The sequence below is a fragment of the Sphingomonas sp. ASV193 genome (assembly GCF_040203355.1).
In the GTDB taxonomy this organism is placed as follows: Bacteria; Pseudomonadota; Alphaproteobacteria; order Sphingomonadales; family Sphingomonadaceae; genus Sphingomicrobium.
The window spans coordinates 138,324-162,739 of sequence record NZ_JBEHBW010000001.1 but is presented as its reverse complement, the minus strand read 5'-3'; the positions used below and the strand labels follow the sequence as shown (position 1 = coordinate 162,739).

Sequence of the window (24,416 nt, the reverse complement as noted above, 5' to 3'; positions counted from 1 at the left end):
TCGGTCACGCCTTCCGCTCCAAAAGAATGTCCAGACGATAGAGGATCGCTGAAAGTCCGAACGGGATCGCCGAAGCCGACAGCGCAGCAATGATGAGGTGAGCAATCATCACCGGACCCGTGCCGCCGGTGCGCAACGGGTAGTCATTACTCATCGAGGACATTGCAGCAATGTTCGTCGTCACCGTGACAAAGAAGTTCAGGGCCGCGACGACCAACAGGATGACCGACGCGGACTTCATGAGCGACCTCATTCCGCCGCCTCCGCGAAGGGCGAGCGCCCGTGGATCAGCTCGTCCGAACAACGGTGCATCATCGGGCTCGCGCGGCAGATCGCGTTGGTGAGGTAAAAGTCGGCGATCGCATAGCCAACCGCGCCTTCCGCCTTCGCGTCGAGCTGTGGCGGGTTCCAGCCATAGTCGAGGATCGTCCCCTCGTCGGCGCCCAGCCCCGGCGTGTCGGCGACCATCGCGCTACGAAGCTGGTCGAACCGGTCGAACGGCAGCGGCTTGCCGATCAGGTCGCTCACCGCGCGGAAGATCGTCCAGTCCTCGCGCGCATCCCCCGGCGCGAAGGTCGCGCGTTCGCCACGCTGCACCCGCCCCTCGATGTTGACGTAGGTGCCGTGCTTCTCGCTGTACGCCGCGCCCGGCAGCACGAGGTCCGCCTGCCGCGCCCCGCGGTCGCCGTGATGGCCGACATAGACCTTGAACGCGCCCGCGAACGCGTCGTCGGCAACCTCGTCGGCGCCGAGCAGCAGCACCAGCTTCGGCCCCGCCGCCTGCACGTCCTTGAGCCCGCCCGGCTGCGCATAGCCGAGCATCAGCCCCGCCATCCGCGCCGCGCTGGTGTGGAGCACGTTGAACCCGTTCCAGCCGTCGCGCACGAACGCCTTGCCCGCCTTCAGCGCCGCGCCGAGCGCGCCCTTCGCCAGCGCGCCGGGACCGACGATCATCAGCGGCCGATCGGCCTTGCCCAGCGCCTCGGCGGCCTCCTTGGGCAGCTTGGCGAGCGCCTTGAGGTCGTCGCCCAGCCATTCGACCTTGTAGGTCAGGTCGACTTCCGGCCCGATCGCGAAAACCTTCGCCCCGCGCTTGACCGCCTTGCGCAGCCGCGTGTTGACCAGCGGCGCTTCCCAGCGGACGTGGCTTCCCACCAGCAGCACGAAGTCGGCGTTCTCGACTTCGGCCAGCGGGGTGTTGAATCGCACCGCGCCAAGCGACGTCACGTCATAATCGAGCCCGGTTTGCCGCCCTTCGAGCAGGTTCGACCCCTGCCCCGCAAGCAGCGCCTTGGCCGCGTACATCGTCTCCGCATCGAGCAGGTCGCCGGCGATCGCCGCGACGCTGCTGCCTGCCGCGTTGAGCTGCTCGGCGAACAGCGCGAGCGCCTCGCTCCAGCTCGCTTCCTGCAACTTGCCGCCGCGCCGCACCCACGGCCGGTCGAGCCGGCTTCGCACCAGCGCGTCGACATGGTGGCGCGTCTTGTCGTGCGCCCACTCCTCGTTGACCGCGTCGTTGATGCGCGGAAGCACCCGCATCACCTGCCGCCCGCGCACGTCGAGCCGGATGTTGGTGCCCAGCGCGTCCATCACGTCGATTCCCGGGACCTTTTTCAGCTCCCACGGCCGCGCCTCGAACGAATAGGGCGCGCTCAGCAGCGCCCCGACTGGGCACAGGTCGACGAGGTTGCCGGACAGCTCGCTGGTCAGCGTCTTTTCGAGGTAGCTGGTGATCTGCGCGTCCTCGCCGCGATAGAGCATCCCCATCTCGGGCACGCCCGCGACTTCCTCCGAAAAGCGGACGCAGCGCGTGCACTGGATGCAGCGGGTCATCGAGGTCTTGACGACCGGACCCATGTACTTGTCCTCGACCGCGCGCTTGTTCTCGTCGTAGCGCGAGCTGCCGCGGCCATAGGCCATCGCCTGGTCCTGCAGGTCGCACTCGCCGCCCTGGTCGCAGATCGGGCAGTCGAGCGGGTGATTGATGAGCAGGAACTCCATCACCCCCTCGCGCGCCTTCTTGACCATCGGCGTGTCGGTGCGGATCGTCTGCCCGTCGGCGGCGGGAAGCGCGCACGACGCCTGCGGCTTGGGCGGCCCGGGCGCGACCTCGACGAGGCACATGCGGCAATTGCCGGCAATGCTCAGCCGCTCGTGATAGCAGAAGCGCGGGATTTCCTTGCCCGCAAGCTCGCACGCCTGCAGGACGGTGGCGCCCTGCGGCACCTCGAGCTCGACGCCATCGACGGTAACCTTGGGCATTATTCCGCCGCCTCCTGCATCGCGCCGCCGCTGCGCGCCGCAATCCGTCGCTCGAGCTCCGGCCGGAAATGCCGGATCAGCCCCTGGATCGGCCACGCCGCCGCGTCGCCCAGCGCGCAGATGGTGTGGCCCTCGACCTGCTTGGTGACGTCGTGCAGCCGGTCGATCGTCGCGACCTCGGCGTCGCCCTCGCGAAGCCGCTCCATCGTCCGCCACATCCAGCCGGTGCCCTCGCGGCACGGGGTGCACTGGCCGCAGCTCTCGTGCTTGTAGAAATAGCTGAGCCGAGAGATCGCGCGGACGATGTCGGTCGACTTGTCCATCACGATCACCGCCGCGGTGCCGAGGCCGCTGCCGAGCGCCTTCAGCCCGTCGAAGTCCATCGGCGCGTCCCAGATCTGCTCGGCGGGCACCAGCGGCACCGACGACCCGCCCGGGATCACCGCCAGCAGATTGTCCTTGCCGCCCCGAATGCCCCCGGCGTGCTTCTCGATCAGTTCGGAGAAGGGGATGCTCATCGCCTCCTCGACCACGCAGGGCCTGTTCACATGGCCCGAGATCTGGAACAGCTTGGTGCCTTCGTTCTTGGGGTTGCCGATCCCCGCGAACCAGGCCGCGCCGCGCCGCAGGATGGTCGGAACCACCGCGATGCTCTCGACATTGTTGACCGTGGTCGGGCAGCCATAGAGCCCCGCCCCGGCCGGAAACGGCGGCTTCAGGCGCGGCTGGCCCTTCTTGCCCTCGAGGCTTTCGAGCATCGCGGTCTCTTCGCCGCAGATGTAGGCGCCCGCGCCGCGGTGGACGAACACGTCGAAGTCACAGCCCGACCCGGCGGCATTCTTGCCCAGCAGTCCGGCGGCATAAGCCTCGGCCACCGCCTTGCGCAGCGTCTCGCACTCGCGGATGAACTCGCCGCGGATGTAGATGTAGGCTGCCCGCGCGCGCATCGCGAAGCCCGCGATCAGCGCGCCTTCGACCAGCTTGTGCGGGTCGTGGCGGATGATCTCGCGGTCCTTGCAGCTTCCCGGCTCGCTTTCGTCGGCGTTGATGACGAGGAAGTTCGGCCGGCCCGCGGTCGGCTCCTTGGGCATGAAGCTCCACTTCATGCCGGTCGGGAAGCCCGCCCCGCCGCGCCCGCGCAGGCCCGACGCCTTGATCTCGTCGATGATCGCGTCCTGTCCGCGCTTCATCAGATCGGCGGTCTTGTCCCAGTCGCCGCGCGCCTCCGCCGCCTTCAGCCCCCAGTCCTGGAAGCCGTAGACGTTGGTGAAAATGCGATCCTTGTCGGTGAGCGAGGTAATCCCCATCAGCGCACGCCCCCATACATCACGAACAGCACGCCGATGACGACGATCGCCGCGATCACGGCGAACTTCACCATCCCGGCGATGAACCGGAAAGCCAGGAACGCAAGCAGCGCGGCGATGACGAGCGCGACGATCACCGGATTTCCTTCCGGCCGAACATCTTCTGCGCGACCAGCACGATGAACACCGCCATCGCGAGACCGATGGCGATGCCGATGATCTTGAGGATCAGCCCGAGGAACACGACCAGCAGGATCGCGACGATGATGACGGCGATCATGACCATTGGCTCCGATAATCGTAATTGCGCTCGGCCATTTTCTTCAGGGTCGTCGGGCCGCCCTCGGGGCAGCTCGTCTGGCGATCGACCTGCGGGCCGGGTTTGGGATGCTTGCCGTCGGCGAGCGCATCGAGCACCGCGCCCATGCTCTCCTCGGTCAGATCCTCGAAATTGTCGTCGTTGATCTGGACCATCGGCGCGTTGGCGCAGGCGCCGAGGCATTCGACCTCGGTCAGGGTGAACAGCCCGTCGTCGGTGGTGTGGCCCTTTTTGAGGCCCCGCTTGAAACAGGCCGCCAGCACGTCGTCCGACCCGCGCAGCAGGCACGGCGTCGTGCCGCACACCTGGACGTGATATTTGCCGACCGGCACCAGGTTGAACATGGTGTAGAAGCTGGCGACCTCCATCACCTGGATCGGCGGCATGTTGAGTTCGCGCGCGACGAACTCGATCACCGGGATCGGCAGCCACCCTTGCGTCCCCGTCATCTCGCCGACCTGCCGCTGGGCGAGGTCGAGGAACGGGATCGACGCCGACATCTGCCGCCCCGCCGGATAGCGCGACACGATATCCGCCGCCGCCTTGGCATTGGCTTCGGTCCAGGCGAAATCGGCCCATTCGGCGCGAAGTTCGGGCGTATCAGGTGCGAACGCGCGCTCAGCCATTGGCGTTTTTCCAATCTTGCCAGGCGTTGTACGCGGCTACTGCAGCGATGAGACAACCCGTCGCATAACCGGGGAACGAGCCCGTCCGCAGAAGCTTCACCAGACCCGCAGCCAAAAGGATCGTCCCGACGACACCATAACCAAGCATTCTGGTTTTGGCTCGCGAACGCAGTTCCTCGTGTGTGGGATACCAAGGCGATGTATGCAGCCCGTCGCTCACCGGTCGCACTCCCCGAACACCACGTCGATCGCGCTCAGCACGGCGGTCGTGTCGGCCAGCATGTGGCCCTTCATCATGAAGTCCATCGCCTGCAAGTGCGAGAAGGCGGTCGGCCGGATCTTGCAGCGGTACGGCTTGTTGGTCCCGTCGGCGACGAGGTAAACGCCGAACTCGCCCTTCGGGCTCTCGGTCGCCACGTAAACCTCCCCCGCGGGGACGTGATAGCCCTCGGTGTAGAGCTTGAAGTGGTGGATCAGCGCTTCCATCGACTGCTTCATCTCGCCGCGCTTGGGCGGGAACACCTTGCGGTCGAGGCTGCCGATCGGACCGGCGGGAATATCGCGCAGGCACTGGCGCATGATCCGCGCCGACTGCCGCACCTCCTCGACCCGCACCATGAACCGGTCGTAGCAGTCGCCGCGAGTCCCGACCGGCACGTCGAACTCCATCCGGTCGTAGACGTCATAGGGTTGTGAGCGCCTGAGGTCCCACGGGATCCCCGCCGCGCGGATCATCGGGCCCGAGAAGCCCCACGCCAGCGCGTCTTCCTTGCTGACCGTCCCGATGTCGACGTTGCGCTGCTTGAAGATGCGGTTGTCCGCGACCAGCGAGATCGCGTCCTCGAACAACGGCATGCGCTTGTCGAGGAACGCCGCCATGTCCGCCAGGACCTTTTCGGGAATGTCCTGGTGGACCCCGCCGACGCGGAAGTAGTTGGCGTGCATCCGCGCGCCCGATACCGCCTCGTACAGCTGCAGCGTATCCTCGCGCACCTCGAACAGCCACAGGTTCGGCGTCATCGCGCCGACGTCCATGATGTGGCTGCCAAGGTTCAGCATGTGGTTCGAGATGCGGGTCAGCTCCGCCATCAGCACGCGGATGTACTGCGCGCGGAGCGGCACCTCGAGCCCGAGCAGCTTCTCGACCGCGAGCACGTAGCTGTGCTCCATGCACATCGGCGAGCAGTAATCGAGCCGGTCGAAGTAAGGCAGCGCCTGCGCGTAGGTCTTGTACTCGATCAGCTTCTCGGTGCCGCGGTGGAGCAGCCCGATATGCGGATCGACCCGCTCGACGATCTCGCCGTCGAGCTCCATGATCAGCCGCAGCACGCCGTGCGCCGCCGGGTGCTGCGGGCCGAAATTGATCGTGAAGTTGGAAACGGTCTCGTCCCCCGGGGTCGGCTTGTCGCCTTCCATCGGCGCGCCCAGCGTCACGTCGAGCGTCGTGGTCATTTCGCCACCTTCTTGCCGCGTCCGGCCGGCTTGGGCTCGGCCGCCTTGCCCGCCTTGGGCGAGGCCGCCTTCTTCGCCGCCGGCTTCTTCGCCGCCTTGGTCGCCTCGACCTCGGCCGGCTTGCCCGCGCCGGTGTCGGCGGGCTTTTCGGTCACCTTGGGATCGTTCGGAGGGGTCGGCGCGGGCGGCGGCGCGGCGGGCGCCTTTTCGTCGCCCGGCAGCACATAATCCGGCCCGTCCCACGGCATCAGAAAATCGAACGTGCGGAAGTCCTGCGGCAGCGACACCGGATGGTAGACGACGCGCTTCTCGGCCTCCGAATAGCGCAGCTCGACATAGCCGGTCAGCGGGAAGTCCTTGCGCTGCGGATGCCCCTCGAACCCGTAATCGGTGAGGATCCGGCGCAAATCGGCGTTGCCGCTGAACAGCACGCCGTACATGTCGAACACCTCGCGCTCGAGCCAGCCGGCGACCGGCCACAGCCCGGTCAGGCTCGGCACCGGGCTGCGCTCGTCGGCGGTGACTTTGAGCCGCACCCGGTGATTCTCGGTCAGCGAAAGGAAGTGATAGACCACCTCGAACCGCTCGGCGCGCTCGGGATAATCGACCCCGGCGATCTCCATCAGCTGCTGGTAGCCGAGCGTGTCGCGCAGCGTCCGCGCCGCCTCGACCAGCCCGTCGCGGGTCACGGTCACGGTCAGCTCGCCGACCGCGTCCTTGGTCGCGACATGCGCGGCGCCGATCGCCTTGGCGAACGCGTCGGCGAACCCGTCACGCGGCTTGATAAGCGGTGCCGTGCTCACCGTTCGATCGTCCCGACGCGGCGGATCTTCCGCTGGAGCTGCATGATCCCGTAGAGCAGCGCCTCGGCGGTCGGCGGGCAGCCGGGGACATAGATGTCGACCGGAACGATCCGGTCGCACCCGCGCACCACGCTGTAGCTATAATGGTAGTAGCCCCCGCCGTTGGCACAGCTGCCCATCGAGATGACATATTTCGGCTCGCTCATCTGGTCGTAGACCTTGCGCAGCGCCGGGGCCATCTTGTTGCACAGCGTTCCCGCCACGATCATCACGTCCGACTGGCGCGGGCTCGCGCGCGGGGCCGCGCCGAACCGCTCGAGGTCGTAGCGCGGCATGTTGACGTGGATCATCTCGACCGCGCAGCAGGCGAGCCCGAAGGTCATCCACCACAGGCTGCCGGTCCGCGCCCAGTGGACGAGGTCCTCGAGGCTGGTGACGACGAACCCCTTCTCGTCGAGCTCGGCGCGCATCGCCTCGAACTGGCCCTGCTCCTCGGGGCTCAGCTGGACCGGCGGCGCCCCGGTCTGGAGCTCGTCGCCGCCGTGCTTGGTGAGGCTCACTCCCATTCGAGCGCCCCCTTCTTCCACGTATAGGCGAGCCCGAGCCCGAGTTCGGCGAGGAACACGATCATCGCGGTCCAGCCGGTCCAGCCGACGTCCTTCAGGCTGACCGCCCACGGGTAGAGGAACGCCGCTTCGAGGTCGAACACGATGAACAGGATCGCGACGAGGTAGAAGCGCACGTCGAACTGGCTGCGGCTGTCCTCGAACGCGGGAAAGCCGCACTCATATTCGCTCAGCTTCTCCGCAGTCGGCTTGTACGCGCCGGTGAACCGCTGGATGACCATCGGCAACAGCACGAACGCCCCCGACAACAGGAGCGCGATGGCGAGGAAGATGAGGATCGGCAGGTAACCGGCGGCGACCGAGGCCAAGGGGAGACTCCAGCGTTTCGAAACTTGGGCGTCCTCTAGGGCGCGAGGCCGCTTCGGGCAAGGCTAGGAACGCGCCAATATTTGACTAGCGCAGCGCCCCCGCGACCAGCTTGTGCAGCTTCGAATGAAGCTCGCCCGCCGCGGCGAGATATTCGCGCCGCTCGGCCATCCGGTCGGACCCGCGATAGTCGGTGACGAACCCGCCCGCTTCCTTCACCAGCAGCAGGCCGGCGGCGGTGTCCCACCAGTCGAGATCGTCCTCCCAGAAGCCGTCGAACCGCCCCGCCGCGACCCACGCGAGGTCGAGCGAGGCGCTCCCCATCCGCCGGATGCCGCTGACCTCGGGACCGACCGCGCCGTAGATCCGGCTCCACTGGGCGACGTTTCCGCGCCCGAAATGGGGCATGCCGGTGGCGATCATCGCCTCGTCGAGGCTGCGCCGCGCCGACACGCGCAGCCGCCGCTCGTTGAGCCACGCCCCGCGCCCCTTCTCGGCCCAGAAGCTCTCGTCGGTCAGCGGCTGGTAGACCATCGCGTGGGTGACGTCGGGCGCGCCGCCCGGCTTCTTGTCCTCGACCGCGATCGAAATGGCGAAGTGCGGCACCCCGTGAAGGAAGTTGCTGGTCCCGTCGAGCGGGTCGACGATCCAGCGCGGCTTCATCGGATCGCCCGCGATCTCGCCGGTTTCCTCGCTCAGCACGCCCCAGTCGGGCCGCGCGTTGCGAAGCTCGTCGAGGATCGTCGCCTCGGCGCGCTTGTCGGCCATGCTGACGAAGTCGGCCGGCCCCTTCTTCGACACCTGCAGCTGTTCGACCTCGCCGAAGTCACGGCGAAGCCGCGGCGCGGCCTTGCGGACCGCGCGCTGCATGACGGTGATCAGGCCACTGTGCGAAACCATTAGTCGGCGCGGCGGACGTAGGTCTGCTCGTAGACGTCGACGACGATCCTCGTCCCCGACGAGATGTGCGGCGGCACCATCACGCGCACGCCGTTGTCGAGCAGCGCGGGCTTGTACGACGAGCTGGCGGTCTGGCCCTTCACCACCGCGTCGGCCTCGACGATCGTCGCCTCCACCGTGTCGGGCAGCTGCACCGAGATCGGCTTCTCGTTATAGAGCTCCATCACCACGTCCATCCCGTCCTGGAGGAACGCCGCGGCATCGCCCAGCGTGTCGCGCGGGAGCGTGATCTGCTCGTAATTGTCCTTGTCCATGAAGGTCAGCTCGTCGCCGTCGGCGAACAGGAACTGGAAATCCTTGGTGTCGAGCCGGACGCGCTCGACCGTCTCGGCGCTGCGGAAGCGGACGTTGGTCTTGCGGCCGTCGATGAGGTTCTTCATCTCGACCTGCATGTAGGCCCCGCCCTTGCCCGGCTGGGTGTGCTGGATCTTCACGGCGCGCCAGATGCCGCCTTCATATTCGATGATGTTGCCGGGACGAATGTCCACGCCGCTGATCTTCATGCCGATCCGCTTTCCGCTGTACGAGGTTGAAAGAGCCCCGGGTCGCCCCGGTAGGATTGCCCGGCCCCCTAGCGCGCGACCGGCCGCGCGGCAAGCAGCGGGTAGGGATTGATTGGCGTCCCCTGGTACCATTTCTCGCCCGGCGCCATCTGGTTGATCGCGAAATGGAGGTGCGGCCCCGCCGCCACCGCGTCGCCGCTATGTCCGACGAACCCGACCAGGTCGCCCTGGTTCAGATGCTGCCCCTCGGCCAGCCCCGGCGCATAGCTGTTGAGGTGCGCGTAATAGTAGACCCACTGCCCGTCGTCCGATCGCTGGTAGACCGTGGTCCCGCCCTTCCCGACCGATTCGAACAGTTTCTCGATCCGCCCCGGCGCGGCGGCGCGGACCGGGGTCCCTTCGGGCGCCATGATGTCGATCGCGTTGTGCAGCCGCGCGCCGTTCGCCCGCGACTGGGTGAAGGTATCGACCAGCTGGCCGGGCTTCACCCCCTCGACCGGCACCGCCAGCCCCGCCGGCCCGACCACCAGCCCCTCGGCCACCGTCAGCGTCCCCTTGCCGGTATAGACGACCTTCTTGTCGCCCGCCGCGGCGACCTTCCCGTTGGGCGAGGCGAGCACGACATTGTCCCCGCCCGGATCGCGCCCCTTGCCGGTCGCGCCGAGGAAGAACAGCCAAAAGGCGCTGGTAAGGATCGCGGTGACGATCGCGGTGGCGACGACCTTCATGGCGGCGTCAGTTGGTGAACACGGCCTTGAACCCGGGCTTCAGCATCCGCGACAGGCGAAGCACGTCCCAGTTCGACAGCCGGATGCAGCCATGGCTCTCGGCGCGCCCGATCGTGTCGGGCGAGCTGGTGCCGTGAATCCCGTAATGCTCCTTGGTGAGGTCGAGCCACGCGAGCCCGACCGGCCCATTCGGCCCGGGCTTGAGCATCTGGTCGGGCGCGCTCTTGTCCTTCGCGTCCCAGAACAGGTCGGGCTGGTAATGGAACGGCGGCAGGTAGGCATAGGTCACCACCTTCCACAGCCCGAGCGGGAGCGGGTCGTGAGTCGATCCCATCGTCACCGGGAACTGCGCGACCACCGTTCCCTGGCCGAGGTCGGTCGGCGCGACATATTTCGCGCCCTTCCCGCCGTCCTTGGTCAGCGGCCCGGCGGGGGGTGTCCCCTTCATCACCCGAAGCACGCCGAGATGCTTGGAGACGACGACATAATCGCCCTGGATGTCGCCCGAATCGACGTTGAGCTTCTGGAACCAGGGCAGCACGTCGCCCTTCACCTCGCCATAATCGGCCTTGGCCGGGACGACGTTGGGCAGCCGCAGCACCTGCCCCGGCCCGATCAGCGCGTCCGGCCCGTTGAGCGCGACGATCGTGTCGGGGGTGGTGTGGAACTCCTCGGCGACTTCCTCGAGCATGTTGCGATAGCCCATGAACGGCAGCTTGGCCTGGTCCTCGGGCTTCTTGGGGAAGGGATAGACGAACGGCCCGCCGACCTGTTCGGGAGTCAGCTTGACCATGATCGTCGACGGCCGGTTCTGCGCCAGCAGCGAGCGCCGCGTATTGCCGTCGAGCTGGCCGTTGGTCTCGAGGCTGTTGGCTTCCTGGTAGCCCTTGATCGCCTGTTCGAACACCTTGCCCTTCTTCCCGTCGATTACCCCCGAGGGGAAGCCGGCGGCGTCGAGCAGCACCTGCGCGTGGAAGATCGTCCCGTCGATCGGCGAGCCCTTCGTCCCCGGCGCGGCCCAGCCGGCATTCTTGACCGCCGCGGCCGGCGGCGCGGTCGCCGCCTTGCCCGCCGGTGCGGACGACGCGGGCTTCTGCGCCAGCGCGGCGGCGGACCCCGCGGCGATCAACAGGGCGGGGATCAGGGCGCGACGCAATGACATGGAACCTCCTCCGACGGATGTCCGCGACCAACGCCAGAAGTTGCGGCTTGTTTCCCCGCCGTTCCGATCAGCGCGCGAATAGTTCGCCGAACGCCGCCACCGCCGCGCCCGGCGCGTCTGCTCCCCACACCGCGTTCGACACGGCGAGGAAATCGGCCCCCGCCGCGACCAGCGGCGCGGCGTTCGCCGGGGTGATCCCGCCGATCGCGACGCACGGGATCTCGAACAGGCTCGCCCACCAGCTCAGGATCGCGGGCGGCGGCCGATGTTCGGTCGCCTTGGTCGTCGTCGGGTAAAAGGCGCCGAACGCGACATAGTCGGCCCCCGCCTCCCCCGCTTCCATCGCGAGGTGGCGGCTGGCGTGGCAGGTGACCCCGATCATCGCCGATGGACCGAGTTCGCGCCGCGCGTCGCGCGCATCGCCGTCGGACTGGCCGAGATGCACCCCGTCAGCCCCCAGCCGCTTCGCCAGCGCGACGCTGTCGTTGACGATGAAGGCGACGTCATGCTCGGCGCAGATCGCCTGGAGCGGCTCGGCGAGCCGCGCGGCCGCGTGACTGTCGAGACCCTTTACGCGGAACTGGAACGCCGCCACGGGTCCCCCGTCGAGCGCGGCGCGAAGCCGGTCGGGAAAGCCCCCGCCGACCTCGGTCGGGCTGATCAGGTAAAGCTGGCACGGCTGGACGCGCGGCGGCGGCGCGAAGTCGGGGAACGGCTCAAGGTCGCTATCGTTCATCGCCCGTTCCATAGTCGAAGCGCTGGATGAGGCAATCAAGACGATCCTCCCCCTGTTCGCGGCGGCCGCGCTCGCCGGTTGCGCGGCCTACGGTCCGCCCCCACCGCCGCCGCCCCCCCCCGTCTACGGTCCGGTGCAGGCGAGTTCCTCGGCCACCGTGCAGCTGCCGCTCGGCGGCACCGCCGAGGTCAACGGGATGACCATCCAGCCGATCCGGATCGTCGAGGACAGCCGCTGCCGACCCACCGTCCAGTGCGTGTGGGCGGGCCGCCTGGTGGTGCTCGTGGCGCTCGACGGCCAGCAACGCAGCTTCGAGCTCGGCAAGGCGCAGCAGACGCGTGTCGGCTGGATGACGCTGACCGGCGGACCGCCGCTAACCCCCGGCGGCGTCCTTCCGCCGGTCCCGCCGCTGCTGACCTTCACGGTGACCCGCTAGGGCCGTCGTCGGCTCAGGCGGCGACTTTATCGACCGACGCCGTGTAGATCTGGTCGATCGCGCTGCCGAGCGCCGCGTCGAAGTCCGAATCGCTCATCTGCGCGCGAAGGTCGTTCAATAGCGCGCGGCTGAAGCTCGCGATCATTCCCGGGTTCTTCGCCAGCTCGGCGCACGCCTCGTCGCGGCTGAATCCGCCCGACAGCGCCACCACCTTGAGCACGCGCGGATGCTGGGTCAGCGGGGTGAACAACCCCGCCTCGGCCGGGATCGACAGCTTGAGCATCACCTGCTCGTCGCCCGGCAGCCGGTCGAGCTCCTCACCCAGCGCGGCGAGCAGCAGCCGGTCGCTGTCGGCCCGGTCGGCGCTCTTGATATTCACCTCGGGCTCGATGATGGGCACTAGGCCATGCGCCAGCACCTGCTGCGCGACCTCGAACTGCTGCGCCACCAGCACCGCGATCCCCGCGTCGTTGGCGGCGTTGATCACCGACCGCTCCTTGGTCCCGAACACGCCGAGCTTTTTCGCGCGGTCGAGCAGGTCGCCGAGCCCGGGCATCGGCTTCATCAGCTGGACGCCGTTCTCCTCGTCCTCCAGCCCCTTGTCGATCTTGAGGAACGGCACCACGCCCTTGTCGGCCAGCGCCTGCACCGTCGGCTTGCCCCCGACCTCGCCGTCCATCGTCCGCTCGAACAGGATCGCGCCGACCACCTTGTCGCCGCTAAAGGCGGGCGACTGGATGATTCGGCTCCGCATCTGGTGGATCAGGTCGAACATCTGCGCATCGCCCGAATATTCGGACGGCTCGATGCCATAGCCCGACAGCGCCTTGGGGGTCGATCCGCCCGACTGGTCGAGCGCGGCGATGAACCCGTGCCCCGCCGCGATCTTGGCCTTCATCTCGTCGAACGTCATGTGCCTCTCCACTCTTATCGTTGCAGCGCCGCGACTCCGGGAAGCACGCGGCCTTCCATCCACTCGAGAAATGCCCCGCCGGCGGTCGAGACGAAGCTGAACGCCCCGCCGACCCCGGCTTGGTTGAGCGCGGCGACGGTGTCGCCCCCGCCCGCGACCGAGACGAGGCTGCCGTCCTCGGTCAGCGCCGCCGCGGTCCGCGCCAGCGCGACCGTCGCCGCGTCGAACGGCGGGGTCTCGAACGCGCCCAGCGGCCCGTTCCACACCAGCGTCCGGCAGGTCTTGAGCGCATCGCTCAGCGCCTCGACCGCCGCCGGGCCGATGTCGAGGATTATCTCGTCGGGCGCGACTTCGTGGACGTTGCAGGTGCGCAAGGACGGCGGATTGGCCGCGAACTCCTTCGCCACTACCACGTCATAGGGCAGGTGGACGGTGCAGCCCGCCGCCTCGGCGCGCTCGAAAATGCTCTCCGCCTCACCCAGCAAATCCTTCTCGCACAAGGACTTTCCGACATCGACCCCGCGCGCGGCAAGAAAGGTGTTGGCCATCCCCCCGCCGATGATCAGGTGATCGACCTTGTCGACGAGGTGGCCGAGCACCGCGAGCTTCGACGAGACCTTGGCCCCGCCGACCACCGCCGCGACCGGCCGCTCGGGCTGCCCGACCGCGCGCTCGAGGTGGCTCAGCTCCTTTTCCATCGACCGGCCGGCATAGGCGGGCAGCAGGTGCGCAACCCCCTCGGTCGACGAATGCGCGCGGTGCGCCGCCGAAAAGGCGTCGTTGACGTAGAAATCGCCGAGCGCGGCGATCGCCTTCGACAGCGCCGGGTCGTTCTTCTCCTCGCCCGCGTGGAAGCGGGTATTCTCGAGGATCCCGATATTGCCCGGCAGCATCGTCGCGATCGCCCGCGCGGCCTCGGGCCCCTGGCAATCCTCGACGAACCGCACCGACCGCCCGGTCAGCTCGGCCAGCGGCCGCACCAGCTGCGCCAGGCTCATGTCGGGCCGAACCTCGCCCTTGGGCCGCCCGAAGTGCGACAGCAGCAGCACGATCGCCCCGCGATCGCTAAGGTCGAGGATCGTCGGCAGCGCGGCGCGGAGCCGCGTGTCGTCGGTCACCTTGGCCCCGTCCATCGGCACGTTGAGATCGACGCGAACCAGCGCCTTCTGCCCGCTGAGGTCGGCGGGCAGGTCGTCGAGCGTCCGAAACGAGCTCATCCGCTCAGATCAGCTTGGCCATCGCGCCGGCGGTGTCGACCATCCGGTTCGAAAAGCCCCATTCATTGTCGTACCAGCTGATCACCCGCACCAGCTTGCCCTCGATCACCCCGGTCTCGAGGCTGTCGACGGTCGAGCTCGCCGGCGCGCCGTTGAGGTCGATCGAGACGAGCGGCTCGTCGGTATAGTCGAGCACGCCCTTGAGCGGCCCCTCGGCAGCGGCCTTCAGCAGCGAATTCACTTCCTCCTTGGTCGTGTCGCGGCCCGGGGTGAAGGTGAGGTCGACCAGGCTGACGTTGGGCGTCGGGACGCGGATCGCCGACCCGTCGAGCTTGCCCTTCAGCTCGGGCAGCACCTCGCCCACCGCGCGCGCCGCGCCGGTGGTGGTCGGGATCATCGACATGCCGGCGGCCCGCGCGCGGCGCATGTCGCTGTGAATCTGGTCGAGGATCTTCTGGTCGTTGGTATAGGCGTGAATCGTGGTCATCAGCCCGCGCTCGATCCCGATCGCGTCGTTCAGCACCTTGGCCACCGGGGCGAGGCAGTTGGTGGTGCAGCTCGCGTTGCTGACGATCTTGTGGTCGGCGGTCAGCTTGTCGTGGTTGACCCCGTAGACGACGGTGAGGTCGGCGCCCTTGGCCGGCGCCGAGATCAGCACCCGCTTGGCGCCCGCGTCGAGATGCTTCTGCCCGCCTTCCTTGTCGGTGAAGAAACCGGTGCACTCGAGGGCGATGTCGACCCCCATCGCCGCGTGGGGCAGCTTGGCGGGATCGCGCTCGGCGGTGACCTTGATCCGCTTGCCATCGACGATCAGCTCGTCGCCCTCGGCGCTGACCTCGCCCGCGAACGGTCCGTGGACGCTGTCGCGCTTGAACAGCAGCGCGTTGGCCTTGGCGTCGGCGAGGTCGTTGATCGCGACCAGCTCGAGGTCATGATCGTCGCGGCTCAGGATCGCCCGCGCGACCAGCCGACCGATACGTCCGAACCCGTTGATGGCGACCTTGGTCATGCGATTCCTCTTTCTTTGATGAAGGCGGTGATCTTGCCGGTGATCTTGGGCGCGGTCAGCCCGAAATAGTCGTACAGTTCCTCGGCCGGGCCCGACGCGCCGAACCGGTCGATCCCGAAGCGAAGCCCGTGCAGGCCGGTGTAGCGCTCCCAGCCGAAGGTCGTCCCCGCCTCGATCGACACGCGCAATATCTCGCGGTTCGACACGTCGGGAAGGATATGCTCGCGGTAGGCCGCGTCCTGGGCATCGAACGCCTCGGTGCACGGCATCGACACGACATCGGCGCCGATCCCCTGCTCCTCGAGCGCCTTGGCGACATCGACCGCGATCATCACCTCGCTGCCGGTGGCGATCAAAATGACCTTGCGCGCGGCCCGTGCCGCCTTGAGCCGGTAGCCGCCCCTGGCCGACAGATTGCCCTCGGCCTTCTCGGTCCGCAGCGCGGGCAGGTTCTGCCGCGACAGCGCGAGCAGGCTCGGCCCGTCGTTCTCGATCGCCGCCGCCCAGCATTCGGCGCACTCGACCGCGTCGGCCGGGCGATAGACGTGAAGGCCCGGCATCGCGCGCAGCGCCTGGAGGTGCTCGATCGGCTGGTGGGTCGGCCCGTCCTCGCCCAGCCCGATCGAATCGTGGGTCATGACATGGACCACCCGCGCCTTTTCGATCGACCCGATGCGGATCGCGTTGCGGCTATAGTCGCTGAATACGAGGAAGGTCCCGCCATAGGGCAGCACCCCGCCGTGAAGCGCCATCCCGTTCATCGCCGAGGCCATGCCGAACTCGCGGATGCCGTAGTGAATGTAGCGCCCGCCGTAATTGGCGGCGTCGAGCACCGGCAGCCCCTTGGTCAGCGTATTGTTCGAGCCGGTGAGGTCGGCCGACCCGCCGACCGTCGCGGGGATCGCGGCGTTGATCACCTCGAGCGCCATTTCCGACGACTTGCGGGTCGCCACCTTCGGCTTGTCGGCGATCAGCTTGTCGACATAGTCGCCCAGCCAGTCGTCGGGCCACCTGTTCGCCATCCGCGCCTCGAACTCGGCCTTCTTCGGATGCTTGTCGAGCCGCGCCTGCCACGCCGCGCGCGGCCCCGCGCCGCGCGCCCCGATCTCGCGCCAGCCGGTGGCGACGTCCTCGGGAATCTCGAACGGCGGGAAGTCCCAGCCAAGCTCCTTGCGCGCCGCCGCGATCTCCTCGGGGCCGAGCGGCGAGCCGTGGGTCGCGGCGGTCCCCTGCTTGTTCGGCGCGCCGAAGCCGATGATCGTCTTGCAGCGGATGAGGCTCGGCCGCCCGTCGGCGAGCGCCTCCTCGATCGCCCTGGCGACCTTGGCGCTGTCCATCCCGTCGCACTCGTGCGTGCCCCAGCCCATCGCCTCGTAGCGCGCCAGCACGTCCTCGTTGCGCGACAGCTCGGTCGACCCGTCGATGGTGATCCGGTTGTCGTCCCACAGGACGATCAGCCGCGACAGCTTGAAATGCCCCGCCAGCCCCGCCGCCTCGTGGTTGACGCCTTCCATCAGGCAGCCGTCGCCGGCGATGACGAAGGTGCGGTGATCGACCAGCTCGTCGCCGTAGATCGCGTTGAGGTGCCGCTCGGCGAGCGCCATTCCGACCGCCATCGCCAGCCCCTGCCCGAGCGGGCCGGTGGTGCATTCGACCCCGGCCAGCTCGGTGCTCTCGGGATGCCCCGCGCACGGGCTGTGAAGCTGGCGGAAGTTCCGGATGTCCTCGATCGTCGGCTTGGCGTAGCCGGTGAGGTAGAGCAGCGAATAGAGCAGCATCGAGCCGTGCCCCGCCGACAGCACGAAGCGGTCGCGGTCGGGCCACTTGGGGTCGCGCGGGTCGAACTTCAGATGCTTGGAAAACAGCGCGGTGGCGGCGTCGGCCATCCCCATCGGCATCCCCGGATGCCCCGAATTGGCCTGCTGGACGGCGTCCATCGCCAGGGCGCGGATGGCATTGGCGAGTCGGCGTTGCGTCGGCATGTTTTCTCCGGGGGCGGGTCGGTCGCGCGGCCTATGGTCGCTCGCGGGTCGAATCGTCAAGGCGAGGCCTCGTCTTGCCCCCCGCGCCGCCATGTCTTAGGCAAATCGGCGATGAGCGCTTCCCCTTTCGACCAGGCCCTCGACCGCTGCGAGCGCGCGCTTCTGCGGATCGAACGCGCCGCCGCGGCCCCGCGCCCCGCGCCCGCCCCGCTGCTGGTCCGCGACGACCGGCTGCGCGCGGAAGTGGCGCAGGTCGTGGCCGAGCTCGACGAGATATTGCGCAAGGCGGCGCACGCCTGATGGCCGAGGTCGAACTGACCATCGCCGGCCGTCCCTATCGGGTCGCCTGCCGCGCGGGCGAGGAAGCCAATCTGATGGCCGCGGGCGCGCTGGTCGACGCCAAGAGCCGCGAGGCGCTGTCGGGCCTCGGCGCGCTCAGCGAATCGCGCCAGCTGCTGTTCGCCGCGCTGCTGCTCGCCGACCAGCTGGTCGACGGGCGGGTCGACCAGATCGACACCGGCCCCGACCCCGCGCTGGTCGACCGCGCCAACCGGCTCGCCGACCGGCTCGAATCGATCGCCGACACCCTTGAGCAGACGCAGCAGGACGCCTAGATTGGGGGGCGACGGGTACTGCCTCGCACGAGCCGCTAACTTCCCTGAGGCGATAAATATCCAACTGGGAGTTGTCCCTGCCCGGGCCCTGGCCCGACGCACACGGCGCCCACCTGATGCTGATGGCGTCAGAGGATTTTAAGGCAAACGACCATGGCGGTCCCGTCACCCTCCCCCACCGATCCCGCGCCCGACATGGCCAAGGCCCGGCTTCGCAGGACTCTCCGCGAAGTACGAAAGGCGCATGTCGCCGCGCTGTCGCTGACCGATCGCGCGGCCGAGGAAAGCGCGCTCGCCCGCCACCTCGAGCCGCTGATCGCCCGCGCCTCGGTGATCGGCGCCTATTGCCCGGTCGGCAGCGAGATCGACCCGCGCCTCGCGCTCGGCGGGCGAAGCGTCGTCCATCCCAGCTTCGGCGAGGGCGGCGACACCTTCCGCTTCCGCGCCGGCCCCTGTACCGCCACCGGCCCCGCCGGAATCCCCGAACCCGAGCCCGACGCGCTCGAGCTCGACCCCGACCTGGTCCTCGTGCCGCTCCTCGCGATCGACCCGGTCGGGCACCGCCTCGGCCAGGGCGGCGGCCATTACGACCGGGTGCTCGGCCGCTACCGCGCTTCAGGCGCCCTGCTCGTCGGGGTCGGCTGGGCCTGCCAGCGGCTCGATTTCCCCCTCCCGGCCGAGCAATGGGACGTCGCGCTCGACGCCTTCGCCAGCCCCGCCGGGCTCGAGCGCTTCGAATGACCGGCCGCCCGTTCGTCGGAACGATGCTGATCCTCCTGTGGATCGCGGTCTACAGCCTCGTCGTCATCGTCCTGTTCGACTTCGTCCTGCGCTGGCCGGTTCCGGTGCAGGGCCTCTTCTTCCTTGTCGCCGGAATCGCGTGGATCGCCCCGCTGAAGCCGCTGCTGCGCTGGATCGAAACCGGGCGTTTCGGTCGCTGAGCGGAACGGCGCACCCGTCCATTTAAGGGCGGAAAAGCACCGTTCGTCGAGCGCACCTTGGAACGGCTGTGTCAGCGCCCTATATCACCGCCATCCCATGACCGTGAAGATGCTCACCATGCCCGCCCTGCCGTGGCCGACGGCCGTTCGCGACAAGCGGATGGCGCTTGCCGCCTCGCTCGGCGGTCTCGCGCTGGTCGCGGGCGCGGTCAGCGCGATGCCGACGCTCGGCCACCTCGACCGCCACCGCCCGCTCGCGGCCGACGCCCAGCCGGCGCCCGCCGCCCCGACCGCCGATTCCACCGCCGCGACCCAGCTCCGCGACCTCGCCCCCGCCGACGCGGTCAAGCTCAACGCCGAAATTCCGCTCGCCGCGCTCCCCGCCGGCGCCGCCCGCCCCTTCTCGATCAACGGGTCGAGCCTCGAGGCGCAGCGCCAGGCGCTCGAATGCCTGACCAGCGCCATTTATTACGAAGCGGGGCAGCAGGACGACGACGGTCAGCGCGCGGTCGCGCAGGTGGTGCTCAACCGGGTCCGCCACCCCGCCTTCCCCAACAGCGTCTGCGGGGTCGTCTACCAGGGTTCGACCCGCCCGACCGGCTGCCAGTTCACCTTCACCTGCGACGGCTCGCTGGCGCGCACGCCGATGGCCTCGGCATGGGATCGCGCGCGGCGCAATGCCGAGGCGATGCTCCACGGCGCGGTCTACGCCCCGGTCGGCAACGCGACCCATTATCACGCCAATTACGTGCTCCCGACCTGGGCCTCGAGCCTCGTCAAGACGCAGGTCGTCGGCCCGCACCTCTTCTACCGCTGGGCGGGAAGCTGGGGCCAGCCCGCCGCCTTCACCCAGGCCTATGCCAGGACCGAGGCCAACGCCGCCGCGCTCCGCCGCGCCGCGCTCGCGGTGCCGCACGTCGTCTCGCGCCCGCTCCAAGCGATCGCCGGCAGCCAGGGCGCGTCGATCGCCGCGCTCGAACGCGCGGGCGGGGTCAAGGTGGCGATGGCCGACGGCCGGGTCCGCGCCCGCTTCACCGTCGCCGCGCGCGACGCGGTCGAAAAGGCGATCGCGAAGCCGGCCGCCGAGCGGGTCGAGGCGTCGGACAACCTCAAATATGCGCTCGGCGACAGCGGGGTCGACAGCTCGCAGGCCGCGTTCGGCTCGACTCCCGCCAAATAGGCGCGCCGCTGCAAGGGGCGCGGCCCCTAAGGCTTTCGAAATTTTGGGAAAAATGGCGCGAGTGACGGGACTTGAACCCGCGACCCTCGGCGTGACAGGCCGATACTCTAACCAACTGAGCTACACCCGCGCACTGGGTATGGCGGGCCAACTACGGCGCACCCCCCACCCTGTCAACCGGCGCTAATCGTCTTTTTCGTCGTCGTCGCCAATGTGGGTCAGCGTCCCGCGCTCGAACAGGAAGCCGGCGATGTCAGGCGTCCCCGCCGCCGCGAATACGGTCTTGAGGATGATCAGCAGCGGCACCGCCAGCAGCGCGCCGACCGTCCCCCACACCCATGCCCAGAACGACAGCGAGACGAGGATCGCGAGTGGATTGACCTCGATCCGCCGCCCGACGACCATCGGCGTGAACGCGTTCGCCTCGACCAGGTGGAGCGCCAGGAAGATCGCCGGCGGGGTCAGCGCGCCCCACAGGTCGGTGAACGTCATCAGCCCGCCAAGCGCCAGCAGGCAGACCGAGGCGATCGGGCCGATGTAGGGGATATAGTTGAGCAGCGCGACGATGCCGCCCCACATCAGCGGCGAATCCATCCCCACCAGCCACATCGCCAGCGCGGTGATCGCCCCCATGCCGACGTTGATCAGCGTGATCGTGCCGAGATAGGTCGAGGTCGCCACCACCACCTGCTGGATCACCCGGGCGGTGGTCAGCGCGCCCTCGAAGCTGCCGCGGCTGGTGATCGTGCGCTTGCGCATCGCGGTCCAGCCCGACAGGAAAAAGAAGATCACCAGCAGCGAGAAGAACAGCTGGATCGCGATGTGCGGGGCCGAGGTCGTCACCATCCCCAGCATCGTGTTGTTCTCGGCCACCTGCACGGTGCGCGCCTGCGGTGGCTTGGCGGCGGCGATCTGCTGCGCGGTATGGTCGATGAACCGCTGCGCCTTCGAATAGAATTCGAGCAGCGGGTGGAGCGCGTGCTGGACCCGGTCGACCCGGGTCGGGATCAGCGCCACCCAGTCGGTCGCCGGAAGCGCGATCGAGGCGACCGCGAAGATGGCGATGCCGAGGAAGATCACCACGCACAGCCCCGCCGCCAGCTTCGAGGGCACCCCGCGCCGCTCGAACCATTCGAGCAGCGGCACCAGCGCGATCGCGACGACCAGCGCGGCGGTCACCGGCATGAAGAACTCGGCCCCCTCGCGAAGCGCGAACGGCAGCCCGAGCACCAGCGCCAGCCCGGCGATCAGCGTCAGCGAGGCAAGCAGCCGCACGCGCTTCACCTCGACCGCGTGAAGCTCGTGCTCGGGCAGCGATTCGCCGACCGGGGTGGGCAGATGCTCGTTCATGAAGGCCACCTTATCAGGCGTCGGCCACGCTTCAATGGCGCCAGGACCTCGAAAAGCGCCGGAATCGGCGAAGCGGGTTGAGCTCGATCGACGCCGCGCGAGCCTCGCGTTTTTCTCCGGTGGTGCCCCCGGTCCGACTCGAACGGACACGTCTTGCGACACTCGATTTTGAGTCGAGCGCGTCTACCATTCCGCCACGGGGGCCCGAAGCGTCGAGCCGCTGCTAGCCCACCCCCTCGCCCGGCGCAATCAGTTGCGCGGTGCCTGGTGGCGGTAGCTCAGCGCCTCGGCGACATGGACGCGCCCGACCGTCTCGGCCCCGGCGAGGTCGGCGATGGTCCGCGAAACCCTCAGCACGCGGTGATAGCCGCGCGCCGACAGCCGCATCGCCGCCGCCGCGTCGGCGAGCAGCTTCATCCCGGCCTCGTCGGGCCTGGCGACGAGGTCGAGCAGCACCCCGTCGGCCTCGGCATTGGTCCTGAGCCCATGCTCGGCGTAGCGCCGCGTCTGCACCGCGCGCGCCGCCGCGACCCGCCCGGCGACCGCCGCGCTTCCCTCGGCGGGGGGCGGCAGCGACAGGTCGGCGGCGCTGACCCCCGCCACCTCGACGAAAAGGTCTATCCGGTCGAGCAGCGGCCCGCTGACCTTGGCCTGGTAATCGGCGGCGCAGCGCGGCGCGCGCGCGCAGGCCCGCCCCGGATCGCCAAGGTGGCCGCATCGGCACGGGTTCATTGCCGCGACCAGCTGGACCCGCGCCGGGAAGGTGACATGGGTATTGGCCCGCGCCACGCTGACATTGCCGGTTTCGAGCGGCTGGCGGAGCGAATCGAGCACCCCGCGCTGGAACTCGGGCAGCTCGTCGAGGAACAGGACGCCGAGGTGCGCGAGGCTGATTTCGCCCGGCCGGACCTTGAGGCCGCCGCCCACCAGCGCGGGCATCGACGCGCTGTGATGCGGGCTGCGGAACGGCCGCCGCCGCCTCAGCTTGCCCCCGTCGAGCTCGCCCGCGACCGAGGCGACCATCGACACTTCGAGCGTCTCCGACGGGGTCAGCGGCGGCAATATCCCCGGCAGGCACGAGGCGAGCAGCGACTTGCCCGCCCCCGGCGGCCCGCTCATCAGCACTTAGAGACCTTCGAGACCCGATTAACCCACCCTCTGGGTAATTGAACCTCGAAGGAGCATGACAGTGTTGCATCAACCCATCGCGAACCAGCCCGCCATTCCTGCGGGAGCCGGGAAGCCCAAAGTCTACAGTTATGCCCGTTGGTCGACAGCGGAGCAGGCCAATGGCGATAGCAACCGCCGACAAGAAGAAGCCGCCATGAAGTGGGCAGAAAGAAACGGACTCGAGCTTGATGTGAGTCTCCGGATCACGGACGAGGGCGTGTCTGCTTACCGAGGGGGCAACGCTCTAGAGGGCGGTCTTGGCCGTTTCCTAGAAGCCTGTCGCCGGGGGCTGATCGAAAGCGGGTCTTTCCTGCTTGTCGAGAGCTTGGACCGCATCAGCCGCATGGCACCGAGAAAAGCGCAACGCCTGATGGACGACATCGTCGACAGCGGCGTCACAATCGTCACGCTGTCGGACGACCAACGATACAACACCGAGCGCCTCGACAACGATCCGCAAGCAATGCTCATCGCTTTGATGGTCGCTTGGCGTGCTCACGAGGAGTCTAAAACTAAGGGCCGCCGCGTCGCAGAAGCTTGGAGCCAAAAACGCCTCCGCGTCCGTGAAAACCCGAATGAACGGCTCACAAAGCGCGGTCCTTCTTGGCTGGTTCCGACCACCGATAGCTGGAAGCTCGACCCCACCAAGGCGGCCGCAGTGCAGCGAATCTACGCCCTAACGCTAGCTGGCACAGGAGAGCACAAGATTGCAGCGATCCTCAATGCGGAACAGGTTCCGGTCCTCTCCAATGGCCAGCATTGGCATCGCTCGACGGTCGCTAAGGTTCTTCGCAATCCTGCAGTGATTGGAACATTGGTCCCCGGCCATATCCGGTACGTCGACGGGCAGCGGCACCATGTGAAGGAGGAGCCGATTGCGAACGCCTTTCCCGCTGTAATCAGCGAGGCTGATTGGCTCGCCGTGAGAGCCTTGAAGGACGGTAAGCTGCGCGGTGCCCGGGGTCGCAACGCAGCGAGACCTGTGCATATCTACGCTGGTCTCGCCAAGTGCCCTGCGTGTGGCGCCGCCATGATCCGGGTAAATAAAGGTTCCGCTGCCAAGGGCGGCCTCCCCAAACTCGTTTGCAGGGCCGCGAAGGCGGGCGCAGGGTGCGCTTATGTTTCAGTACGCGTCAGGGAAGTGGAGGAGGCATTCCTTGCAAACTGGGGGGCGCTGTTCGCCAGCATCCCAGCCGACGACGCCTCGGGCGAACTGGACGCCCAGTACCGCGAACTGGAAGGCGCGATATACGGCACGGAGGATCATTTGGAGCATCAAGCTGAGGCGTTTCGAAAGCACCGGTCGCCGACGCTCGCCCGTGAGATTGGTCGTCTCGACGCCTGCCTGCAGGGCATGAGGCATCGGCTTGGAGAGTTAGACGAACGCCGTCGTATGGCCGACCGGGGCTTGATCAGGGCCCGAATGGATGACCTCCACGACCAGCTCGACCGGGTTGGTCCACTTGGCCCGCTCGCTTTGGATCGGGCATCAATCAACGCAAGACTGAACGTCTTGTTTGATGCGGTCATAGTCGACCACCAAGCTGGGCTTCTACGGTTCAGCTGGAGACAGGGTGGAGAAACCAGCATCCGTTATGCTTGGATCGATTGAGCTGGGGCCGTTCCGAACGTGGAGCGGCCCCATTTCGATTAACCCACACTCTTGGACAGGGAAGCTGACGACCATGCGACTTTGCAGGTCGACAATTAACCCCCACTCTTGGACAGGAAACCGACCGTCACCGGTCACCCTGCCCCCGGATCAAAATGGGTCGCGACCGGGTTAACAAAGCGCGAGGCGGGAGGTTGTAGAA

Annotated in this window: 28 protein-coding genes, 2 tRNA genes and 1 pseudogene; 7 read left to right on the top strand and 24 right to left on the bottom strand. The window is 68.0% G+C overall.

Features of this window, described 5'->3' with window-relative positions:
- Window positions 1-4 precede the first annotated feature (4 nt).
- The 16 genes from ABDK56_RS00915 to thiE all read right to left on the bottom strand — a co-directional run bounded on the left by ABDK56_RS00915 (window position 5) and on the right by thiE (window position 11,790).
- Window positions 5-241, bottom strand: coding sequence for a hypothetical protein (locus ABDK56_RS00915; protein WP_349806191.1), 237 nt, complete (start codon window positions 239-241; stop codon window positions 5-7).
- Between the two features lie 8 nt (window positions 242-249).
- Complete coding sequence (nuoG, locus tag ABDK56_RS00910; RefSeq protein ID WP_349806190.1) at window positions 250-2,262, bottom strand: NADH-quinone oxidoreductase subunit NuoG; 2,013 nt, start codon at window positions 2,260-2,262, stop codon at window positions 250-252.
- Window positions 2,262-3,569: an NADH-quinone oxidoreductase subunit NuoF gene (nuoF, locus tag ABDK56_RS00905; RefSeq protein WP_349806189.1), complete on the bottom strand. Its 1,308-nt coding sequence runs from the start codon at window positions 3,567-3,569 to the stop codon at window positions 2,262-2,264. Before nuoF ends, nuoG begins: the two co-directional genes overlap by 1 nt.
- Window positions 3,569-3,706, bottom strand: coding sequence for a hypothetical protein (locus ABDK56_RS00900; RefSeq protein ID WP_349806188.1), 138 nt, complete (start codon window positions 3,704-3,706; stop codon window positions 3,569-3,571). Before ABDK56_RS00900 ends, nuoF begins: the two co-directional genes overlap by 1 nt.
- Window positions 3,703-3,849: a hypothetical protein gene (locus ABDK56_RS00895; RefSeq protein WP_349806187.1), complete on the bottom strand. Its 147-nt coding sequence runs from the start codon at window positions 3,847-3,849 to the stop codon at window positions 3,703-3,705. Before ABDK56_RS00895 ends, ABDK56_RS00900 begins: the two co-directional genes overlap by 4 nt.
- Window positions 3,846-4,514 (bottom strand): complex I 24 kDa subunit family protein, encoded by a 669-nt coding sequence (locus ABDK56_RS00890; RefSeq protein ID WP_349806186.1) that lies wholly within the window; start codon window positions 4,512-4,514, stop codon window positions 3,846-3,848. Before ABDK56_RS00890 ends, ABDK56_RS00895 begins: the two co-directional genes overlap by 4 nt.
- Window positions 4,507-4,734 (bottom strand): hypothetical protein, encoded by a 228-nt coding sequence (locus ABDK56_RS00885; RefSeq protein ID WP_349806185.1) that lies wholly within the window; start codon window positions 4,732-4,734, stop codon window positions 4,507-4,509. The genes ABDK56_RS00890 and ABDK56_RS00885 overlap by 8 nt, the downstream gene beginning before the upstream one ends.
- Window positions 4,731-5,930 (bottom strand): NADH-quinone oxidoreductase subunit D, encoded by a 1,200-nt coding sequence (locus ABDK56_RS00880; RefSeq protein WP_349806795.1) that lies wholly within the window; start codon window positions 5,928-5,930, stop codon window positions 4,731-4,733. The genes ABDK56_RS00885 and ABDK56_RS00880 overlap by 4 nt, the downstream gene beginning before the upstream one ends.
- A 32-nt stretch (window positions 5,931-5,962) precedes the next feature.
- Window positions 5,963-6,769, bottom strand: coding sequence for an NADH-quinone oxidoreductase subunit C (locus tag ABDK56_RS00875; RefSeq protein WP_349806184.1), 807 nt, complete (start codon window positions 6,767-6,769; stop codon window positions 5,963-5,965).
- Entirely contained in the window at window positions 6,766-7,335 is a 570-nt protein-coding gene (locus ABDK56_RS00870; RefSeq protein WP_502959239.1) for a NuoB/complex I 20 kDa subunit family protein, read from the bottom strand. The genes ABDK56_RS00875 and ABDK56_RS00870 overlap by 4 nt, the downstream gene beginning before the upstream one ends.
- Window positions 7,326-7,703 (bottom strand): NADH-quinone oxidoreductase subunit A, encoded by a 378-nt coding sequence (ndhC, locus tag ABDK56_RS00865; protein WP_349806183.1) that lies wholly within the window; start codon window positions 7,701-7,703, stop codon window positions 7,326-7,328. The genes ABDK56_RS00870 and ndhC overlap by 10 nt, the downstream gene beginning before the upstream one ends.
- Window positions 7,704-7,788: 85 nt before the next feature.
- A complete protein-coding gene (locus tag ABDK56_RS00860; protein WP_349806182.1) occupies window positions 7,789-8,601 on the bottom strand; it encodes an inositol monophosphatase family protein in 813 nt (270 codons plus the stop codon).
- Entirely contained in the window at window positions 8,601-9,164 is a 564-nt protein-coding gene (efp, locus tag ABDK56_RS00855) for an elongation factor P (protein WP_349806181.1), read from the bottom strand. The genes ABDK56_RS00860 and efp overlap by 1 nt, the downstream gene beginning before the upstream one ends.
- A gap of 68 nt (window positions 9,165-9,232) precedes the next feature.
- A complete protein-coding gene (locus ABDK56_RS00850) occupies window positions 9,233-9,892 on the bottom strand; it encodes a M23 family metallopeptidase (RefSeq protein ID WP_349806180.1) in 660 nt (219 codons plus the stop codon).
- 7 nt (window positions 9,893-9,899) lie between these two features.
- Complete coding sequence (locus ABDK56_RS00845; protein WP_349806179.1) at window positions 9,900-11,054, bottom strand: L,D-transpeptidase family protein; 1,155 nt, start codon at window positions 11,052-11,054, stop codon at window positions 9,900-9,902.
- A gap of 67 nt (window positions 11,055-11,121) precedes the next feature.
- A complete protein-coding gene (gene thiE, locus ABDK56_RS00840; RefSeq protein WP_349806178.1) occupies window positions 11,122-11,790 on the bottom strand; it encodes a thiamine phosphate synthase in 669 nt (222 codons plus the stop codon).
- A 133-nt stretch (window positions 11,791-11,923) separates the two neighbouring features.
- On the opposite strand from thiE, the gene ABDK56_RS00835 reads away from it, so the two are divergent.
- Window positions 11,924-12,226, top strand: a complete 303-nt coding sequence (locus ABDK56_RS00835) for a hypothetical protein (protein WP_349806177.1) — start codon at window positions 11,924-11,926, stop codon at window positions 12,224-12,226.
- Between the two features lie 13 nt (window positions 12,227-12,239).
- Here ABDK56_RS00835 and ABDK56_RS00830 read toward each other — a convergent pair whose 3' ends face one another.
- From ABDK56_RS00830 to tkt, 4 genes are read right to left on the bottom strand one after another with little or no spacing between them, the layout of a single operon-like run.
- The gene (locus ABDK56_RS00830) at window positions 12,240-13,139 is read right to left on the bottom strand and encodes a fructose bisphosphate aldolase (protein ID WP_349806176.1); all 900 of its coding nucleotides are present in this window, start codon (window positions 13,137-13,139) and stop codon (window positions 12,240-12,242) included.
- A gap of 14 nt (window positions 13,140-13,153) precedes the next feature.
- On the bottom strand, window positions 13,154-14,356 hold the full coding sequence (locus ABDK56_RS00825) for a phosphoglycerate kinase (RefSeq protein ID WP_349806175.1): 1,203 nt from the start codon (window positions 14,354-14,356) through the stop codon (window positions 13,154-13,156).
- Window positions 14,357-14,360: 4 nt separating this feature from the next.
- The gene (gap, locus tag ABDK56_RS00820; protein ID WP_349806174.1) at window positions 14,361-15,365 is read right to left on the bottom strand and encodes a type I glyceraldehyde-3-phosphate dehydrogenase; all 1,005 of its coding nucleotides are present in this window, start codon (window positions 15,363-15,365) and stop codon (window positions 14,361-14,363) included.
- Window positions 15,362-17,347 carry a transketolase gene (tkt, locus tag ABDK56_RS00815; RefSeq protein WP_349806173.1) on the bottom strand — a complete coding sequence of 662 codons (1,986 nt, stop codon included), beginning with the start codon at window positions 17,345-17,347 and terminating at the stop codon, window positions 15,362-15,364. Before tkt ends, gap begins: the two co-directional genes overlap by 4 nt.
- 111 nt (window positions 17,348-17,458) lie before the next feature.
- Between tkt and ABDK56_RS00810 the strand changes: the two genes are divergently transcribed.
- The 5 genes from ABDK56_RS00810 to ABDK56_RS00790 all read left to right on the top strand — a co-directional run bounded on the left by ABDK56_RS00810 (window position 17,459) and on the right by ABDK56_RS00790 (window position 20,082).
- Window positions 17,459-17,647 (top strand): hypothetical protein, encoded by a 189-nt coding sequence (locus ABDK56_RS00810; RefSeq protein WP_349806172.1) that lies wholly within the window; start codon window positions 17,459-17,461, stop codon window positions 17,645-17,647.
- Window positions 17,647-17,961 (top strand): cell division protein ZapA, encoded by a 315-nt coding sequence (locus ABDK56_RS00805; protein WP_349806171.1) that lies wholly within the window; start codon window positions 17,647-17,649, stop codon window positions 17,959-17,961. The genes ABDK56_RS00810 and ABDK56_RS00805 overlap by 1 nt, the downstream gene beginning before the upstream one ends.
- 153 nt (window positions 17,962-18,114) lie before the next feature.
- Window positions 18,115-18,702, top strand: a complete 588-nt coding sequence (locus ABDK56_RS00800; protein WP_349806170.1) for a 5-formyltetrahydrofolate cyclo-ligase — start codon at window positions 18,115-18,117, stop codon at window positions 18,700-18,702.
- Window positions 18,699-18,902 (top strand): DUF2842 domain-containing protein, encoded by a 204-nt coding sequence (locus ABDK56_RS00795; protein WP_349806169.1) that lies wholly within the window; start codon window positions 18,699-18,701, stop codon window positions 18,900-18,902. The genes ABDK56_RS00800 and ABDK56_RS00795 overlap by 4 nt, the downstream gene beginning before the upstream one ends.
- Before the next feature lie 97 nt (window positions 18,903-18,999).
- Complete coding sequence (locus ABDK56_RS00790; RefSeq protein WP_349806168.1) at window positions 19,000-20,082, top strand: cell wall hydrolase; 1,083 nt, start codon at window positions 19,000-19,002, stop codon at window positions 20,080-20,082.
- A 53-nt stretch (window positions 20,083-20,135) separates the two neighbouring features.
- Here ABDK56_RS00790 and ABDK56_RS00785 read toward each other — a convergent pair.
- The 4 genes and pseudogenes from ABDK56_RS00785 to ABDK56_RS00770 form a co-directional block, all read right to left on the bottom strand.
- Window positions 20,136-20,212: transfer RNA gene (locus ABDK56_RS00785), tRNA-Asp, on the bottom strand.
- 53 nt (window positions 20,213-20,265) lie between these two features.
- Window positions 20,266-21,432, bottom strand: a complete 1,167-nt coding sequence (locus ABDK56_RS00780; RefSeq protein ID WP_349806167.1) for an AI-2E family transporter — start codon at window positions 21,430-21,432, stop codon at window positions 20,266-20,268.
- A 120-nt stretch (window positions 21,433-21,552) separates the two neighbouring features.
- Window positions 21,553-21,636 (bottom strand) — tRNA-Leu (locus ABDK56_RS00775).
- Window positions 21,637-21,681: 45 nt separating this feature from the next.
- Window positions 21,682-22,557 (bottom strand): annotated as a pseudogene (locus tag ABDK56_RS00770) (YifB family Mg chelatase-like AAA ATPase); the annotation flags it as partial.
- 67 nt (window positions 22,558-22,624) lie between these two features.
- Between ABDK56_RS00770 and ABDK56_RS00765 the strand changes: the two are divergent.
- The gene (locus ABDK56_RS00765; protein WP_349806166.1) at window positions 22,625-24,214 is read left to right on the top strand and encodes a recombinase family protein; all 1,590 of its coding nucleotides are present in this window, start codon (window positions 22,625-22,627) and stop codon (window positions 24,212-24,214) included.
- Window positions 24,215-24,416: the final 202 nt, after the last annotated feature.